17 protein-coding genes and 1 pseudogene are annotated in these 17,458 nt (G+C 46.7%); 6 read left to right on the forward strand and 12 right to left on the reverse strand.

The genetic code is table 11. The features are described 5' to 3' along the window. Positions 1 to 23 precede the first annotated feature (23 nt). The 8 genes from flgG to G7083_RS02580 form a co-directional block, all read right to left on the reverse strand. A complete protein-coding gene (gene flgG / locus G7083_RS02545; RefSeq protein WP_166013435.1) occupies positions 24 to 812 on the reverse strand; it encodes a flagellar basal-body rod protein FlgG in 789 nt (262 codons plus the stop codon). Between the two features lie 20 nt (positions 813 to 832). Further along, positions 833 to 1,582 (reverse strand): flagellar basal-body rod protein FlgF, encoded by a 750-nt coding sequence (gene flgF / locus G7083_RS02550; protein WP_166013436.1) that lies wholly within the window; start codon positions 1,580 to 1,582, stop codon positions 833 to 835. Between the two features lie 173 nt (positions 1,583 to 1,755). Next, entirely contained in the window at positions 1,756 to 3,060 is a 1,305-nt protein-coding gene (gene flgE, locus G7083_RS02555; protein ID WP_166013437.1) for a flagellar hook protein FlgE, read from the reverse strand. Positions 3,061 to 3,088: 28 nt separating this feature from the next. Further along, complete coding sequence (gene flgD / locus G7083_RS02560) at positions 3,089 to 3,796, reverse strand: flagellar hook assembly protein FlgD (protein WP_166013438.1); 708 nt, start codon at positions 3,794 to 3,796, stop codon at positions 3,089 to 3,091. Between the two features lie 17 nt (positions 3,797 to 3,813). Next, positions 3,814 to 4,230: a flagellar basal body rod protein FlgC gene (flgC, locus tag G7083_RS02565; RefSeq protein ID WP_166013439.1), complete on the reverse strand. Its 417-nt coding sequence runs from the start codon at positions 4,228 to 4,230 to the stop codon at positions 3,814 to 3,816. Between the two features lie 4 nt (positions 4,231 to 4,234). Then, a complete protein-coding gene (gene flgB, locus G7083_RS02570; protein ID WP_166013440.1) occupies positions 4,235 to 4,630 on the reverse strand; it encodes a flagellar basal body rod protein FlgB in 396 nt (131 codons plus the stop codon). A 283-nt stretch (positions 4,631 to 4,913) separates the two neighbouring features. Further along, positions 4,914 to 5,741, reverse strand: a complete 828-nt coding sequence (locus G7083_RS02575; protein WP_166013441.1) for a protein-glutamate O-methyltransferase — start codon at positions 5,739 to 5,741, stop codon at positions 4,914 to 4,916. A gap of 14 nt (positions 5,742 to 5,755) precedes the next feature. Beyond that, positions 5,756 to 6,682, reverse strand: a complete 927-nt coding sequence (locus G7083_RS02580) for a chemotaxis protein CheV (RefSeq protein ID WP_166013442.1) — start codon at positions 6,680 to 6,682, stop codon at positions 5,756 to 5,758. Positions 6,683 to 6,760: 78 nt separating this feature from the next. Between G7083_RS02580 and flgA the strand changes: the two genes are divergently transcribed. From flgA to flgN, 3 genes are all read left to right on the forward strand, one after another. Then, on the forward strand, positions 6,761 to 7,504 hold the full coding sequence (gene flgA, locus G7083_RS02585) for a flagellar basal body P-ring formation chaperone FlgA (protein ID WP_166013443.1): 744 nt from the start codon (positions 6,761 to 6,763) through the stop codon (positions 7,502 to 7,504). Positions 7,505 to 7,631: 127 nt separating this feature from the next. Beyond that, positions 7,632 to 7,955, forward strand: coding sequence for a flagellar biosynthesis anti-sigma factor FlgM (gene flgM / locus G7083_RS02590; RefSeq protein ID WP_166013444.1), 324 nt, complete (start codon positions 7,632 to 7,634; stop codon positions 7,953 to 7,955). A gap of 124 nt (positions 7,956 to 8,079) precedes the next feature. Next, a complete protein-coding gene (gene flgN, locus G7083_RS02595) occupies positions 8,080 to 8,505 on the forward strand; it encodes a flagellar export chaperone FlgN (protein WP_166013445.1) in 426 nt (141 codons plus the stop codon). Between the two features lie 109 nt (positions 8,506 to 8,614). Here flgN and flgP read toward each other — a convergent pair whose 3' ends face one another. Beyond that, positions 8,615 to 9,049: a flagellar assembly lipoprotein FlgP gene (gene flgP / locus G7083_RS02600; protein WP_166013446.1), complete on the reverse strand. Its 435-nt coding sequence runs from the start codon at positions 9,047 to 9,049 to the stop codon at positions 8,615 to 8,617. Between the two features lie 10 nt (positions 9,050 to 9,059). Further along, a complete protein-coding gene (locus G7083_RS02605) occupies positions 9,060 to 9,695 on the reverse strand; it encodes a FlgO family outer membrane protein (RefSeq protein ID WP_166013447.1) in 636 nt (211 codons plus the stop codon). A 158-nt stretch (positions 9,696 to 9,853) separates the two neighbouring features. Here G7083_RS02605 and G7083_RS02610 point away from each other — a divergent pair, with 158 nt between their 5' ends. After that, positions 9,854 to 10,987 (forward strand): flagellar assembly protein FlgT, encoded by a 1,134-nt coding sequence (locus G7083_RS02610; protein ID WP_166013448.1) that lies wholly within the window; start codon positions 9,854 to 9,856, stop codon positions 10,985 to 10,987. Positions 10,988 to 11,248: 261 nt separating this feature from the next. Next, positions 11,249 to 11,755 carry a Fe3+-citrate ABC transporter substrate-binding protein gene (locus G7083_RS02615; protein WP_166013449.1) on the forward strand — a complete coding sequence of 169 codons (507 nt, stop codon included), beginning with the start codon at positions 11,249 to 11,251 and terminating at the stop codon, positions 11,753 to 11,755. A gap of 104 nt (positions 11,756 to 11,859) precedes the next feature. On the opposite strand, the gene G7083_RS02620 is transcribed toward G7083_RS02615, so the two are convergent. Both G7083_RS02620 and gltX read right to left on the reverse strand, forming a co-directional pair. Beyond that, a complete protein-coding gene (locus G7083_RS02620) occupies positions 11,860 to 12,816 on the reverse strand; it encodes an OmpA family protein (protein ID WP_166013450.1) in 957 nt (318 codons plus the stop codon). A gap of 287 nt (positions 12,817 to 13,103) precedes the next feature. After that, positions 13,104 to 14,531 (reverse strand): glutamate--tRNA ligase, encoded by a 1,428-nt coding sequence (gltX, locus tag G7083_RS02625; RefSeq protein WP_166013451.1) that lies wholly within the window; start codon positions 14,529 to 14,531, stop codon positions 13,104 to 13,106. A gap of 200 nt (positions 14,532 to 14,731) precedes the next feature. On the opposite strand from gltX, the pseudogene G7083_RS02630 reads away from it, so the two are divergent. Beyond that, positions 14,732 to 17,451 (forward strand): annotated as a pseudogene (locus tag G7083_RS02630) (heavy metal translocating P-type ATPase). Positions 17,452 to 17,458: the final 7 nt, after the last annotated feature.

Below are 17,458 nucleotides of genomic sequence, written 5' to 3' on the forward strand. Positions count from 1 at the left end.
CGCGGGCCCCTTTCAATCAGCTATTACAGTTGTTGGTTAACAAAACTCATCATCTTATCGACGGCTGAGATCACTTTTGAGTTCATCTCGTACACTCGCTGCGCTTCAATCATGTTGACCAACTCTTCGGTAACGTTGACATTGGAGGTTTCCAACATTGATTGACGAATATCGCCCAAACCATCTAATCCCGGCACGCCTTCTTGTGGCTCACCACTGGCTCCGGTTGGTAAATAAAGGTTTTGTCCAATCGGCTCTAAGCCACCGGGGTTAATAAAATCCACCGTGGTAATTTGGCCAAGCACTTGGTTATCTTGCTGCCCACGTACGCGGACCGAAACTTCACCATCGTTACCAATGGTGATCGAAATCGCCTCTTCTGGGATGACGATTTCCGGTTGTAAACGATAACCGGCACCGGAGGTGACGATCGCGCCTTCATCATCCAGTGTGAACTGACCATTGCGGCTATAAGCAATGTTGCCATCGGGCATCAGGATTTGGAAAAAGCCATCGCCCTCAATCATCATGTCCAAACTATTGGATGTGGTTTGCGCATTACCATGGGTGTGCACCTTTTGGGTTGCCACCACCTTAGAACCCGCCCCAAGCATCAAACCACTCGGCAAACGAGTGTTTTGCGAAGATTGTGCGCCTGGCTGGTTAATGTTTTGGTAAAACAGATCTTCAAATACCGCACGCCCTTTTTTAAAGCCTACGGTCGAGGCGTTGGCGAGGTTATTGGAGATCGTGGCAATATTGGTTTGTTGGGCATCTAAGCCGGTCTTACTGACCCACAGTGCAGGTTGCATACTTTGGCTCCTAACTTAAATTAGCTGGTACGAAGCAGTGAATCAGAAGATTTATCCATCTCTTCTGCGGTGCTCATCATCTTGACCTGCATTTCAAACTGACGCTGCAAATCGATCAGGCTGGTCATTTCACCAATCGCATTGACATTGCTACCTTCGAGCGCACCGGTCAGAATTTTCACGCTGGCATCGGCTTCAAATTGAGTATTGGGATCGGTAGCACGAAACAAGCCATTGATATCTTTAAACAGTGATTGATCATTGATGCGCACCAGTTTGATCCGATCCACCACTTCCATTGCTTCTGCTGGCGCACCTTGTGGACGGACTGAAATCGTACCATCACCACCGATTTGCACTTTGTTGAGCGGTACGGGTAATGAGATCGGGGCACCTGTTTCGCCTAATACCGGATGTCCATTGCCATTGAGCAATAACCCGGTTTCATCGATGCGCAAATTACCGTTGCGAGTCAGCCCTTCTTTACCGGTTTTATCCAGCACTGAAATCCAGCCTTGCCCTTGAATGGTCACATCTAAATCACGCCCAGTGGTGATCACACTGCCTTGGGCAAAGTTATGCCCAGGGCGCTCTGTCATACTGAATACACGAGTTGGGAGCCCATCACCGTAAGCTTGCATTGAGCGAGCTTGTGCTAAATCGGCACGAAAACCGGTGGTGCTAACGTTAGCAAGGTTGTTGGCTCGTAACTGCATCGCCTGCATATTTTGCTTTGCGCCACTCATGGCTAAAAACAATGCGCGGTCCATAATCTGCTCCCAAATCGTAAGTTAGAGCATACAAAAGCAAGTAACATGCCAATTATTTATAATTTATAGATCAGTAAGATAGCGGTTTGGAGCAGTGCAATCGCGGCGATTGCCGCCCGATAAGGGCAAAGAGGCAACCCCACTTTGCCGCGGCAAAATGGGGTTGGAAACGATTAGCGGATCTGTAGGATATTTTGCTGTAGCCCGTTATGTACTTCCAATGCGCGTGAGTTGGCTTGGAAGTTACGCTGGGCAGAAATCAAATCAACCAGCTCTTGAGTCATATCAATGTTGGACTGCTCTAATGAGCCATTACTGATCGATCCAAACGAACCTTTGTTAGATTCACCCCAAATTTTAGCACCAGAGAACTGCGTCGCATCCCACTGGGTGCCACCTTTTTTGTCCAGTCCCTGCTCATTGGCCACCCGCACCAAGGCGACACGGCCTAAAGTGGTATTCACACCATTTGAGTAGGTGGCCAGTACGCTACCATTTTCGTCAAAATCAATCTTAGTCAGAAAGCCCGTCGTTGCGCCATCTTGATCAAATTTAGTCAACTCAAAGGGCGCGGCAAATTGCGTTGCGGTATCCAATTTAAACGACAAGGCTTGCGTTGGATCGGCACCATTTAAGTCAACAGGATTTTCACCACTGCCTAGAGGTTCACTCACAATCGGCTGACCATTATTTAAGCTCGCCAACGTACCATCATTGTTAAAACGCATGGTGTGCCCAACATGGCCACTAGGGCTTGTCGCATCACCACCGACGATATTAATCGGTTTTTCACCGCTTTTATCGGTCACCGTGTAGTACGTTTGCCACGTATTAGCTTGATTCATATCTTTCAAGTAATAAGTGGTCAGCTTATAGGGTTGCCCCATTGAATCATAAATCGTCGATGAAGTGGTCCGGTTATAGGTTTCTGGATCGGTGGGGTCAAACAGGGTGGGATCTTTAAGATCACCGTTAGCCGGTAAGTTAGCCCCTAATTCGATATTCGATGTCTGTTTGGGTTTACCAAACTGAGGCGGAATATTGATCGGTTTCGTCTCATAAGAGAGCACATCACCAGTATCTGGATTCACTTCATAACCGAGCAAAAACTGATCATTGGCGGTAACCATGTAACTGTTTTTGTCTAGGTGAAATGCGCCATTACGGGTCAATTCATTTTGCTGTGGCACTAGACGATCTTTCGCGACCGCAAAAAAACCGGTCCCAGAGATACGCAAATCCATTGGATTATTGGTGTAAATACTCGAGCCTTCGTGAAACTGTTGTGCCACTTTGGATGCTTGCACACCTTGTCCAGGGGTCGTCTTGGCATTGGTAAACAGCGAGGTGGAATAGACATCACCAAATTCGGCACGCGACTCTTTAAAACCAAAGGTGTTGGCGTTGGCGATGTTATTACTGGTGGTATTTAGATCCATCTGCGCGGCGGATAAACCACTAAGAGAGATATATGACATAAGTAATTCTCCTATCTAGCTAGCGCTATCACGCTTTGCCTACTTCGAGGACTTCAGCCAGTCGAACTGGGCCATCAAAACCGGCGAGGTTGAGTAGAACGTTGCCATCGCCTTTACCTAATAACACGCTGTTAACGTTCGCATAGGTGGAGACACCAAACTCTTTACTCGCTCCATCCAGCAAACCCGACGCTTTAACTTTATATTTGCCGCTTGGCAATGGATTACCGCTCTGATCTTTGCCATCCCATTCAACCCGGTTATCACCAGCTGATTTGGCTCCGACATCAAAGGTGCGTACCAATTGACCCGCTTCATTCTCAATTCGGATGAACAAGTTATCGAGAGATTGCGGCAGCTTAACCATTGCCGCCATGCCACCCTCAGCACTTTTCATGCCTGCCGCACCGGGCACCAGCACATCACGCCCAACCAGTGATGACGCTTGCAACGCTTGGTTAGAGGTCAGTGACGAGTTGAGACTCTCAAACTGAGTGTTCATCTTGCCAATCCCATCTACCGTGGCAAACGAAGCCATTTGAGCAATCATTTGATCATTGCCAACCGGTTTAAACGGATCTTGCTGAGCTAACTGCTTGGTTAGCAGAGAAAGAAAATCTTCTTGCTTGAGGGCTTTCTGCCCAGTCGTTTCATCAGATTTTTTCTGCTCTTGTAGAGCTTTTAGCTGATCAATATAGGACAAGCCGCTTTGACCAACATTATTGATTCCGGCCATACGTTAACTCCTTACCCTTATTGACCCATCTGCAGCGTACGCAGCAGCATTTGTTTACTGGCATCGGCCACCTGCACGTTAGTTTGATAAGAGCGCGACGCTGAAATCATGTTCGCCATCTCCTCCATGACATTGACGTTAGGCTTGTAGATATACCCTTCATCATTGGCTAACGGATGCTCAGGATTGAATTCAGCCACCAGCGGTTTACCACTCTCGATGATCCCCAGCACCTTAACCGGCACGTTAGGATCACGCTTAAAACCCGCTTTACTTAGCTCGGCACCAAATACCGCATGGCGAGCTTTATACGTCTGTTTGGCAGAACTGCTAATACTATCGGCATTGGCCAGGTTGCTAGAGGTAGTATTGAGACGTACCGCTTCGGCACTCATCGCAGATCCTGTGACGTTAAACACGCTAAATAAGCTCATCTCACTACTCCCCCTTAATCGATTTGGTTAAATTCTTGAATTTATTACCAAGAAAATCCAATGATGCTTGATGACGAATTTGGTTTTGCATAAATAAATTACGCTCTAGATCGACATCGACCGTATTGCCATCACCGGTATCAGGTTGTGTCGGTAAACGGTAAAGAATTTCCCCACTCATTGTCGAAGAGGCAGGAATATGCCGACCATCGGTACGGCTAAGGTTGATACTTGCCCCCGAGCTTGCCGCCTGCAACGCTTTTTTGAAATCCATTCCCTTAGCTTTAAAGCCCGGCGTATTGGCCTGCGCAATATTGGTGGCCATTAGCTCCGAATTGCGCTCACGCACGCCCACCGTATGCTGGTGAATGCCTAGAGCATTGCCAAAAGAAATAGCCATATTGCCTCTTCGATAAGAACTGACCGTTATGAATCAGATTATTTGCAATTAGCGTACCAACTTTAAAGCACTCACGTAAAACCGCTCAGCAATGCCCATCAGTGGTTACCGACCAACCACATAATTTCCGATGAGCAAGCAAACTCTAGGCCAAACTCAGCGAGAACCATTCAGTCGCGAGCCGTGAATGCCAAGTCACATTGCTGATCATCGTACTCATCGCTTGGCTTTAAGTACAAAAAAGCCCAGCGCATGCTGGGCCAAATGAGCGATTAACGATTGATTATTTGAGTTTGTAGATAATTCCGGGGTTACAACGCACCATCTCAAATTTATCCGTTAAACCAGTCAGAGACTCCGAAGCGCCCAGTAGCAAATAACCGCCAGGATTTAAGCTCGCCGCCATCTGATTGAGTACTTTTGACTTCATCTCTGGCGAGAAATAAATCAGTACGTTACGGCAAAAAATAATGTCAAATTTACCCAACAGTGCATAACTTTCCATTAAATTTTGCGATCGGAAACTCACCAATCGTTTTACGTTATCTTTGACCTTCATACGGCCATCGTTGGTATCTTCGAAAAAGACTCGCCGCCGCTCAGGTGATAAACCACGCCCTAGCGCTAAATTGTCATAAATACCCGCGCGGCACATATCCAGCATATTGGTCGAAATATCGGTAGCGGTAATCGATACGCTCGGTAGCAAGCCCGGCCGTTTTTGCTGCACTTCCAAAATGGTCATCGCCATCGAATACGGCTCTTGGCCAGATGAACTGGCTGCCGACCAGATTTTGATCGGTCGTTTATTGGCCGCCATTTCCGGCAGCAATTTATCGGCTAATACCGTAAATGGGTAGCCATCTCGAAACCATAAGGTCTCGTTGGTGGTCATCGCATCGACCGCCGCGACTCGCAGGTCGCGGTTGCGTCCACTCACCACATCGCGCAGCAAATCAGACAATGAAGCTAACTTGAATTTGGTGACCAGTGGACTAAGACGACTTCGTACCAAATATTGCTTACTATCACCCAGCACGATCCCGCACTGAGATTCTAAAAATCGGCAAAAGTCGCGATACTCTTGGTCGCTAATCGTTATGGCGGTCATTCATTTCTCTTTTATTATTTAACTAGCGCAGCTTTCACTGCATTACCAAGCTCATCAGGATTAAATTTCGCAATAAATGCATTAGCCCCGACTCTCTCAACCATAGCTTGGTTGAACACCCCACTCAATGAAGAGTGCAAAATGACATAGAGATCTTTCAGCTCGTTATGACGACGAATTTCAGCGGTTAAGGTATAGCCATCCATTTCCGGCATTTCAATATCTGAAATGACCAACGAGATTTGACTGAGGATCGGACCATTACTGCTCATTTCCAACAGTTTTTCGTAAGCATCTTTACCATCTTTGGTTGAAATCACTTCAAAGCCGATCGATTCTATCGCGCGCTGAACTTGCTTACGTGCCACGCTAGAATCATCAGCAATCAAGATCCGGCGTACAATCGGCTTTTCTTGTTCCACTTCAGCGATTTCTTGGCCAATATCTTGGGTCATCACTTCATTAACCGGCGCGATTTCCGCCAAGATCTTTTCTACATCAATAATTTCCACCAGCTCATTATCGATATTAGTGACCGCGGTAAGATAGTTACCTTTACCTGAACCATCTGGCGGGGGCAAAATCGCTTCCCACCGCATATTGATAATACGCTCAACCGAGCTAACCAAGAAGGCTTGGATGGTACGGTTAAATTCGGCAATCACCACAAAACTTTTCGCCACATCGACCGTTGGACGACCACCGATCGCTAAACTCAGATCAATCACCGAAACCGTTTGACCACGGATATGCGCCACCCCTTTCACTAAACGGTGCAAATTAGGCATCACGGTCAATCGAGGGCATTGCAAGACTTCTTTTACTTTGAAAACGTTAATACCGTAGCGCTGACGACCGTTCAGACGGAAAGTTAATAGTTCCAATCGGTTTTGCCCGACCAGTTGTGTACGCTGATTCACAGAATCCAGAATCCCCGTCATGAGCTCATCTCCATCTTAAACTTTTACCCAAAAAAAGTGATAGTCTACTACAAGCTATGAAGAATCTAGAGAAACAAAATGCTGCTAAAGATCGGTATCCATTCGCATGTCATAACTCAGTGTAGAGCTTTCTATAAAATATTTTATAGTGGTATCGGCTTGATACTGTTTTTCTTTAGTCTAGCGGCCAATTCTGCAACCATTGAACAACTGTTAGCCATCAGGCAAGCGGCGGAAAATCACGTGTTGAACACCATTGATATGCCCTCTAACGGTGAATTAGTGGTTAATGCGGCCAATTTAGACGATCGCTTATTCGCAACCGATTGTGCTGAACCACTCGCGACCCATGCCTCTTCAAGCAAGGGATCCGCCGCCAATATCACCGTATTGGTTGAATGCAAAAGCGATAATTGGCGCATTTATGTGCCCGTCCGTTTAACTATGACCATTCCACTGGTCATCGCCGCCACTCCACTGACACGCGGACAAATGATTGCCGCCTCCGATGTCACTGTCAGTATGGTAGATCTGCTGCGTTTCCGGCGGCAAGGTTTTTCCAATCCAGAAAACGTGATTGGTGCAAAAATTAAAAAAAATATTCGCCTCGGCGATGTGATTGAACAAAATGATGTTTGTATTGTGTGTCGTAATGAAAGCGTTGTGATTCGAGCAGGAAAATCTGGTATGTCGATCACAACTAAAGGCACGGCGCTAGCAGATGGGGTGGTCGGCGAACAGATAAAAGTGAAAAATGACAAATCTAACCGTATAATCGATGCACAAGTCAGCGCAGTGGGCGAAGTTAGCGTGGTATTTTGATGGATCACATCCGTTAACCAACCAGCACCATATCATGAAGCGCTGATTGAGTGAAAAAACGCTAAAGTTCTGACCGCAGTGGTCGATACTAATGGTACATATTAAAGTTTATGGAAAAGGCTCATCTATGGCAGGTATTGATAACATTCGTGCAGGACAGTCGTTAAATACGACCAACCGTACCCATCTGCGCTCTTCAGATGCCAGCAGCTCGTCATCACAATCCGGTGCAACCTTGCGCTCATCGGTCAGTGGGCAAGATGCGGTATCGCTTAGCTTACAAAGCAAAGCGATTGGTGAAATGCACCATGAGATGGCATCCAGACCCAGTTTTGATAGCGCTAAAGTTGCCGCCATCAAAGAAGCGATCGCCAATGGTTCCTATGTAGTGGATCCCGATAAACTGGCAGATAACATGATCAAATTTGAAAAAGAGCTCGGCAGTTTTTAAAACCATTTGATGGCTTTTTAAAAAATGGCATCATTTTTAAGCCTAAAAGTTTAGCCTTACGCTTTAATAAACGTTTTTCTGATCCACGATATGATCGATGATGTAACCCACAGGCAATCTGGTAATGGCGGTATTAAAAGACTTAATCGAGTTTCAACTGAAAAATGCCCAGCAATTAGTAGCGGTGCTCGAAACGGAAAAGATTGCGATTACCCGTCGAATTTCTGCTGATATCGAATCGATCGCGAAACACAAACTCACCTTGATCAATCAATTACAACAAACTGACCAACGCATTGCTAAGCATCCACATGTCGTGAGCCTGATTGAAGATGTTTATCTCAGCGACTTGGTCAGTGAAATCCGCCGTATTATTCTTGATTGCCAACAAGCGAACCAAATTAATGGTGATGCTTTGGCTCGCGCGCAGCTGAGCTTTAATAAGTTGAATAATATGATGCAGCAAAGCCATGGCAAAATCGGAATGACTTATAGTGCTACCGGTAAAACCCACACGATTTCAACATTAGGCACCAATATCAAAGCCTAATATCCCTCGCCACAAAGTGGTCAATCCAGCGTGGTAAGTCAAGAGAACAGATAAAGCAAAAGCGGCAATCATTGCCGCTTTTTTGATGGGATTGACGCAAGAATACCGTTTAAAACAAGGTCATTTGACGCTTTTCTGGAACCTGTTGAACTTCACCATAATTGCGCATCTTATCCATCTTACGGATGTCGAGACGCAGTTCAGTGACATAGCTGTCACCGACTTTATAGCTGCGGATCACTTCCGCCCCACGGATCACCCCATCCACCGCCCCAGCAGTCAATTCAGTACCGAGCCGCTGATCTTGTAACTCAGCACGGCCACTGACTCGCATACCATATACTTGTTCGGCCAGTTCACGGTATGCATCGATTTTTGAAGCACGCATCGCTCGCACTTGTTTCTCTTCATCATTGCGACCTTTTTGCTCACTAATGCTGGCATAGCCAACCGCACTTAACCAATCGTCAGGACGCATGGTTTGCAACGGTTGGCATCCCACCATCATCACCACTGCGATCAGCAGAAATAGACTCGATTTCATTGCTCAGCTCCTATGGACGCAGAATAACCGTATAAGGTTGAGTAATGGTGGGATCAGAGCGGATCAACACACCATCTTGAGTGCGAATACTATTGAGAGTATCTAAGTCTCGCCCAATCCGATCTGCCGGCAAAAAGCCTTGCGCTGTTGCCACCACAATTCGCGATTGCATCCCAACTACACGAGCATTAACCATTACCCCACCTTCTTGTCGGAGCATGGTTCCGGTGAGCACATATTGCACTTCTTGCTCTTGGGACAGATCTTTCCAATCGCGGCTAAAGGCAAAATCACCTTGCTGGGTCACTTGGATCGAACCGGTGGTTTTAAAATCAACCACTTTAAATCCACGTCGCTGAAATTGATGAATAAACCCTTCAGAAACCGAATTACCCAACCAGTTGGTGGTATCCATATTTTGTAAATCGACAAATGAAGTCACGGCAATCGGGGTACGAGCAGTGATGCTGGTATTGGAGAGCATCAAATCTTCGGTCAAGCTCTCAACAAAGAAATCCAAGGTATGGCGTGGACTCTCCATCAACATGAACTGTGAACCATTGTATGGCTCTTTGCCGTTATAAACTGGGGCATAGGCACACGAAGTTAATAAAACTACCGGTACTAAGGAAAGCCATTTTTTCATTTTATTCATCTCCAGATATACTATGGCGCGCATTTCAGCCTCTCACTCGATTAAACTGGAACGCTCCTTGCTTTTCTCAATCGGTATTATTCAGAACAGCAATGCCTACATCAGTTAGGATTTGAAAAGCAAAATTTATACCCACTTGGGAAGTTACGATGAAAAAAAATATTTTATGCATAATTTCAATGCTTTGGCTAAGCCTTTATCTACAACCTGCCTATGCTGCATGGTATGAGGTGACAGGCTCTGCCGCCATCGTCTCTTCCAAAGAGGTGGCGCGTTTACACGCATTAGAAGATGCACTGTATAAGGCGGTAAATTTTGCCGGGGCAGATATTGGCAGTATCAGCAATTTAATGCCGCTTTTAGAATCAGAACGTAAAGAGTATTTATTCTCTAATCATGAAGTGCGCTATATCCAGATAGAAGAGCGTAAAACCATCAAAAACGTGATGTATGTCCGTGCTCGAATTGATATTTACCCATCGGCAAACGCTTGCCATATTGAGCAATACAAAAAAACCATGCTAATCGGCAATATTGATCTCGCCTCACCCCAACAAGCGGTAATGGGACAAATTTATCAAGTCGGCGATGATTTTGCTCAAGTGATCAATCGCCGCTTAGAACAAGAGTCTCGCAGTTTTGTTTCAGTTGGCACCACCCAATACGATATTGACCCTAAGGCGCCAGATCGGATCAAGATGATCGCTCAAGATGCCGGTGCACAATACATTATTGGTGGAGTGATCAATGATTTAACCGCCACCATCGAGCAGAAAACCTTGCAAGATGACATCATCAATCGCCAGTTTGCCATGCAACTGAGTGTATTTGATGGCAAAACCGGTAATGAAGTGATGAGCCGTACTTACCGTGAGGTGGCGCGTTGGCCATTTCCTAAAACCAGCCAAATTGATACGCGCAGTGCGCGCTTCTGGGCATCGACCTATGGTGAAATGATGCTGCGTGTTAGCCGCAATATCATGCTTGATCTGGAATCTGAAATTTCCTGCAAAATAACCTTACCGCAAATTATTGCTAAGTTTGGTAGCACTGCCACTATTGATCTCGGACGGATCCACGGGGTCAAGACCGGAGATAAACTTAGCCTGTGGCATACTGGTGCCTTTATTGATCAGCAAGGATTACCGCGTAATAAAGTGACTCAAAGTGAGATTAGCTTAACCGTCTCTCGCGTCTATGAACATGAAGCGGAAGTGACTATTGATCAGCCTGAACTTGCTTACAGCATTCAAATTGGCGATGTGATGCATAAACAGCGATAAGCGATTTGATGAAGTGTCGAACTGGCACTTCATGCTTAATCACCCGCCGCACGCAAATTAATCCGACCGAGCTCATCCAGTGATAATCATAACTGACTGGACTTTTTACTGGATAGCTAAACCTAGTAACCAAGCTTTGCAATGCAGCCGAACAAACAAGCTTGGATGTCAAGCTTTGGTCATTCCTGCTGCACATTTCTTCTCGTGCTAGCGAAAAGATTCTATTATTACTATCAATAGTTTTATTGATATTGATTGATCATGCCGAAAAGTAACTTATCGACCAATACGGGTCATCGTTTCATTTCCAGAGCCAACACTGCCTATAAAATTCATATTCATACACCGGACGACACGGTGTTACATCGTTCGGTCGGTTTTATACGGCTGGGTGAACAAAAAGGGCTGAAAAAAGCCATTGTGCTGCGTAATCAACTCGGCTTAGCAATGTGGGGCAAGTTTTGGCGGCAAATCCTCAAAGATCCTTATTTAATGACGCGCTTACCCCATAGCTTAGAGCCCAAAATTATCTATAAGCCCAGACCCACTCTTGAAGATCCAAAGGCGAGAGATACCTGCTATATTGCAGCGTGGCGTGAGTATGACAACCAAGATAGATGCGTTTTTCGCAGCGTCGTGTGTTCCATCAACAAGCACGGCAAACTCGCCGCTTATGCCAAAACCAAAAAAGCACTACTGGCAGCACACCAAGACTGCTTAGAACTGTTAGTGTTTATGGGCCGCTTAAACAGTATTGACCTTAAATAAACAGGTTACCTTACAAAGGTTAGCCAAACTGAAGCTAGCCTAGCCAGAAAAACAAAGGCCCAATCGGGCCTTTGTTGATTCAACATCAGTGATGAAGTGAAACGTTATTCGGTCACTTGATATTCAAACTCAGGGATCACCAACTCAACCCGACGGTTTTGCTGACGACCTTCAGCGGTTTTGTTAGTCGCGATCGGTTTTAGCTCACCTTCACCTTTTGCGGTAATCCGAGACTCTGCAATACCTTTGGTTTCTAATGCCTTAGCAACCGATTGTGCGCGACGCTCAGAGAGTTTTTGGTTATAAGCCTCTGAAGCCGTGGAGTCAGTATGCCCAACAACTTCTACTTTTGCCTGTGGGTACTCGTTGAGATAACCAACCACTTTATCCAGTTTTGGCATCACATCCGGTTTTAACTCGGCGCTATCGCTAGCAAAGGTACTGCTACTATCAAGGCGTTGGAAAGTAAAGGTTTTGGTCACCGCAACTTTTTCCACAGGAGCTGGTTCGGCCGGACGCGCCTCAACCACCGGAGCAGGCTGTTCACTGCCACCAAATTTATACACCACACCGACCGTGCCATTAGACATACTGGCACGTACTAGGTCATTGTTGATGTCTGTAATATTTTGGTATTCAAATCGAAAACTGACATTATTGTTGGCATTAAATTCGACACCAGCAGCACCAAGGTAGGAGTAATCGTCTTTGTTACCATAATCCACAAAAGCACCCCCAACTTTGCCGTACAAAGCAAATCCGCCAGCAAGAGGAATACTCAATTTAGGGGCTAATGTTATCGCGGTAACCTTATCATCATTCAATCCTGCTGCAGTGAATTTACCTAAATAATCATAGCCCGCTTCAATCGATAACCATGGATTCGCTTGGTAACCTAAAAGAGCACCAAAGACTTTACCTGTATCATCGCAAGGCTGCCCAGTCAAACAGGCATCGTCTAACCAAGATTTACCGACTTTACCTCCAATGTACACTTCTGCTACTGCTGCAGAAGAGGCCAGAAATAACGTCGCTGAAATAATTGCCGCTAGCTTTTTCATAGTATTCCCTTTTATCTTTATGCTTATCGTCGCTCACGATTCATCGCACTACGACCATTCAAAAAGCTTAATTCTGTTGAGAGCCAACCTTTTTGTTAAAATAACTATAGTGGATAAAACAAAAAGCAAAAGGCGATTAAGTTAATAACTTGTCAAGCTTTTGCTATCTTTTTAAAAAAGAAAAGCACCGTAAATTAACTTTAGTGTATAACGCTAAATCGAAATGATGATATGCAAAAAAGCCGCAGTTTATGCTGCGGCTTTAGGTTTAAAAAGATAATGAATGGCTATTGTGCGTTTGCTTCGCGATTTTCAATATAGGCTAATGCCATTTTAATGCGACTAATCACCCGCGATTGACCGATTAGGTGCATCACAGCATCTACCGATGGTGATTGACCGCCGCCCGTCACGGCCACACGCAGTGGCATACCGATTTTGCCCATGCCGATCTCAAGCTCTTCACACACTTGTGCAATGACTTGGTGCAACACTTCGGTATTCCACTCTGTTAGCGCTTCAATCTTACTCAGTGCCAGCATCAATGGCTCTTTCGCGACACCACGCAAATGTTTCTTCGCTGCATCGGCATCAAACTCAGTAAAATCTTGGTAGAAGTAACGCGATTGCTGGGCCAGTTCGACTAGGGTATTGCAACGCTCACCCATTAACTTAACCACCTCAGCCAATGCTGGCCCAGTAGTCTTGTTAATGCCTTGATGATCAAAATGCCACTCAAGGTGTTTCGCCACATACTCCGGCTCTGACGTCTTGATGTAGTGATTATTCAACCACAGCAGTTTATCAGTGTTAAACGCTGACGCTGATTTTGAAATAGCTCCCAAGCTAAACAGCTTGATCATTTCCTCGCGCGAGAAAATCTCTTGGTCGCCATGTCCCCAACCTAAACGCACTAAGTAGTTCAGCAGCGCTTCAGGCAGGTAGCCGTCATCACGATATTGCATGACAGAAACCGCGCCATGACGCTTAGACAATTTGGCACCATCATCACCCAAGATCATTGCACAATGGGCAAAGGTTGGGATGGTAGCGCCCATGGCTTTGTAAATGTTGATTTGGCGCGGCGTGTTGTTGATGTGGTCTTCACCACGAATTACATGACTGATCCCCATATCGACATCATCTACTACAACACAGAAGTTATAGGTTGGCGTGCCATCAGTACGACGAATGATCAGATCATCGAGTTGGTCATTACGGATTTCGATCCGGCCACGGATTTGGTCATCAAAAACTACGCTCCCCTCTTTCGGGTTACGGAAACGGATACAACAAGGATCGCCTTGCTTAGCCGCCGCATTGACCGCTTTGATTTTGGGATGGTTCGCATCGTAACGCGGCATCTCTTTATTGGCTTCTTGCTCGGCGCGAATTTCATCCAGCAGCTCTTTTGAGGCATAGCATTGATAGGCTTTGTCTTCCGCCAATAGTTGATCGATCACTTGATTGTAACGGTCAAAACGTTTGGTTTGGTAGTATGGGCCTTCATCCCATTCCAAGCCTAACCATGTCATGCCTTCAATGATGGCATCTACCGCCGCCTGAGTTGAACGCTCTAAGTCCGTATCTTCAATACGTAGCACAAATTCACCGCCTTGGCTTTTTGCATACAACCAAGAATAGAGTGCTGTACGCGCACCACCTACGTGCAGATACCCAGTTGGACTAGGCGCAAAACGAGTTTTAACCGTCATTTCAATTACCTTTATGAGATTCTTTTGCTGAGTGCTCAGCCTGCGAAATTTTGGGCGGTATTCTAACATCCGAGCTGACACGATGCTACGCACGATTTTTTGCAAATTCATACTGAGCAATATAAGTGTGGTAAGTAAGGCTTGACCTTACCTTAAGGGCAAGGTTTATGCTTGATGACATTCCGCTAGGAGGAGCGATTATGAACCACTTTGCTTTACCACTGCGTGGCCTGCATTGCATGAGCTGTGCACAAAAACTGCAGCGCCACCTCGATCAGCATCTCACTATCGAGATCACCGCGCTGAGCCCAACCTCGATTGAGCTGCATACTGATGCCAGCTTAAGTGAAATGCTCACTCACATTGAAGCTCTGGGTTATCAAGCCGGCAGCGAGCAAACTTATCGCCTACAGGGCTTAAACTGCGCGCGCTGCGTCAATAAACTCACCACGCACCTCGGCGCACGACCAGACATTGCCAAGCTACAAATCAGTAAAGATCAGCTTGATCTGGTCACTACCTTAACCGCAGAACAGCTAACAGCGCTGGTGGCCGAAGTGGGTTATCTGGCTATAGCAGCAGAACAAGAATCAACACTAGCACCAGCAACCTCGATTGATGAGAAGAAAACTGACACGCCTGACGTTGAGAACGCCTCGAACACACAACAAACCGAGGCATCCAGCCAAACGTTCTCTCTTGTTATTAAAGGCATGACCTGCGCCAGTTGTGTCGCATCGGTGGAAAAAGCGCTGCTCTCGATTAAGGGGTACAGAATGCACAAGTCAACCTAGCCGAGCAAAGCGCCTTGATTAAAGCCAGTTTCGCCGATCCACAATCACTGCTTAACGCCATTCAAAGTGCTGGCTACCAAGCAGAGATCTTAGATGATCCCACACAGCAACAAGCCAAGCAGCAAGCGCAACTCGACGCGTTACAAAAACAGCATCAACAGAGTTCCTTACTCGGTATGGCGCTGGGTGCACCTTTAATGTTGTGGGGCATCTTGGGCGGTAATATGATGATCCGCAACAGCCATGATCAGTGGCTTTGGGGCGTAATAGGTATGCTCTGTTTCGCTCTATTAGTCACGGCTGGACGTCACTTCTTTGTCAATGCATGGCGAGCGCTCACTCACCGCCGAGCCACTATGGATACTTTAGTCGCACTAGGTACCGGTGCAGCGTGGTTTTACTCCATACTGGTGGTGATTTGGCCGCATGCTTTTCCTGAAGCAGCACGGCATGTGTACTTTGAAGCGACGGCCATGATCATTGGTTTAATTTCACTGGGCCATTACATTGAAACCAAAGCCAAAAGCCGCACTAACCGCTCGTTGCAAGCTTTGCTTAATTTACAACCTCAGCACGCTACACAAGTAACCGAGCAAGGCGATCAGTTAATTACCGTCGCGGATATTCAGTTAGGTATGGCACTGCGTATCAAACCGGGAGAGCAAATCCCGGTTGATGGTGTTGTCTACTCTGGCCACTCTTATCTAGATGAATCGATGCTAACCGGCGAGCCGATCCCGGTGCTCAAAGAAATCGGCGCGCAAGTCGCGGCGGGAACGCTCAATCAAGATGGCAGCTTAGTAATTCACGCCACCGGAATTGGCTCACAAACCATGCTCGCGCGGATTATTCAAATGGTGCGCCAGGCACAAAGCAGCAAACCCGCGATTGCTCGCTTGGCCGATCAAATTTCCGCGGTGTTTGTTCCCGTGGTGGTGTGTATCGCACTGCTGTCTGCTGCGCTATGGTACTGGTATGGTCCCGATCCCAAAGCCAGTTACATGCTGGTGGTCGCCACCACGGTACTGATCATCGCTTGCCCGTGCGCTTTAGGTTTAGCCACGCCACTGTCGATTACCGTTGGCATCGGCAAAGCGGCTGAAATGGGGATTTTAATCCGCGATGCCAATGTGCTGCAAACCGCCAGTCACATCAATTGCGTAGTATTTGATAAAACCGGCACGCTCACCTTAGGCAAACCAACCGTGCAAGCACTGCATGTGCTGCAAGGGGATGAAGCGCAGTTGCTTGGCTTACTCTATGCACTTGAGCAGCAATCGGAGCACCCTCTTGCCAAAGCGATGTGTGAGTATGCCAAGCAGCGTGGGATTGATCCGCTTGAGATCACGGAATTTACCAACCGACGTGGACGTGGTCTATCCGCCATCTACCAGCAGCACAGCGTTTTCATCGGCTCTTTAGCCTTGATGCAAGAGCAACGCATTGATTTATCGGTAGCTAAACTATATTTACACCAGTTTGCCACCCAAGCTTGGACTCCGGTTGCCATCGCGTATGCGGGGCAATTGCAGGGAGTATTGGCGATTGCCGATCCAATTAAACCGAGCTCAGCCCTTGCGGTACAAAAGCTCAATCAACTTGGGATCCATACCGTGATGTTGACTGGCGATCATGCCTCGGTCGCCAACGCTATCGCGCAGCAACTCGGCATCACTCAAGTCATTGCGCAAGTGCTGCCCGACCAAAAAGCGCGGCATATTCAAGCGTTGCAGCAGCAGGGTCGTCAAGTTGCAATGATTGGTGATGGCATTAACGATGCGCCAGCACTCGCTCAAGCGGATATTGGGATGGCGATGGGCAGCGGCAGTGATGTCGCGATTGAAAGTGCACAAATCACCCTGCTCAACTCAGCACCCACCAGCGTGGTCAGTGCGATCGAGCTATCACAAGCGACGGTGCGCAACATGAAACAGAACCTATTTGGTGCTTTTATTTATAACACGCTTGGCATTCCGATTGCGGCAGGTGTACTGTACCCGACTTTTGGATTTTTGCTGAGCCCGGTGATTGCCGGTGCAGCAATGGCGCTCTCCTCGATCACCGTGGTCAGTAATGCCAATCGCCTACGCTGGTGCCGCATCTCTTTCGATCAACACTCTCAATGAGGAAACC

Source organism: Vibrio sp. HDW18 (genome assembly GCF_011306175.1).
Classification (GTDB): Bacteria; Pseudomonadota; Gammaproteobacteria; order Enterobacterales; family Vibrionaceae; genus Vibrio; species Vibrio chanodichtyis.

Coding starts and splice junctions, on each gene's coding strand:
- G7083_RS02580 (WP_166013442.1), bottom strand. CDS start 6,682: ATGACGGGGATTCTGGATTCTGTGAATCAGCGTACACAACTGGTCGGG.
- flgM (WP_166013444.1), top strand. CDS start 7,632: ATGGCAGGTATTGATAACATTCGTGCAGGACAGTCGTTAAATACGACC.
- flgN (WP_166013445.1), top strand. CDS start 8,080: ATGGCGGTATTAAAAGACTTAATCGAGTTTCAACTGAAAAATGCCCAG.
- G7083_RS02575 (WP_166013441.1), bottom strand. CDS start 5,741: ATGACCGCCATAACGATTAGCGACCAAGAGTATCGCGACTTTTGCCGA.
- gltX (WP_166013451.1), bottom strand. CDS start 14,531: ATGACGGTTAAAACTCGTTTTGCGCCTAGTCCAACTGGGTATCTGCAC.
- flgC (WP_166013439.1), bottom strand. CDS start 4,230: ATGAGCTTATTTAGCGTGTTTAACGTCACAGGATCTGCGATGAGTGCC.
- G7083_RS02605 (WP_166013447.1), bottom strand. CDS start 9,695: ATGAAAAAATGGCTTTCCTTAGTACCGGTAGTTTTATTAACTTCGTGT.
- flgG (WP_166013435.1), bottom strand. CDS start 812: ATGCAACCTGCACTGTGGGTCAGTAAGACCGGCTTAGATGCCCAACAA.
- G7083_RS02620 (WP_166013450.1), bottom strand. CDS start 12,816: ATGAAAAAGCTAGCGGCAATTATTTCAGCGACGTTATTTCTGGCCTCT.
- flgB (WP_166013440.1), bottom strand. CDS start 4,630: ATGGCTATTTCTTTTGGCAATGCTCTAGGCATTCACCAGCATACGGTG.
- flgF (WP_166013436.1), bottom strand. CDS start 1,582: ATGGACCGCGCATTGTTTTTAGCCATGAGTGGCGCAAAGCAAAATATG.
- flgD (WP_166013438.1), bottom strand. CDS start 3,796: ATGGCCGGAATCAATAATGTTGGTCAAAGCGGCTTGTCCTATATTGAT.
- flgA (WP_166013443.1), top strand. CDS start 6,761: ATGCTGCTAAAGATCGGTATCCATTCGCATGTCATAACTCAGTGTAGA.
- G7083_RS02610 (WP_166013448.1), top strand. CDS start 9,854: ATGAAAAAAAATATTTTATGCATAATTTCAATGCTTTGGCTAAGCCTT.
- flgE (WP_166013437.1), bottom strand. CDS start 3,060: ATGTCATATATCTCTCTTAGTGGTTTATCCGCCGCGCAGATGGATCTA.
- flgP (WP_166013446.1), bottom strand. CDS start 9,049: ATGAAATCGAGTCTATTTCTGCTGATCGCAGTGGTGATGATGGTGGGA.
- G7083_RS02615 (WP_166013449.1), top strand. CDS start 11,249: ATGCCGAAAAGTAACTTATCGACCAATACGGGTCATCGTTTCATTTCC.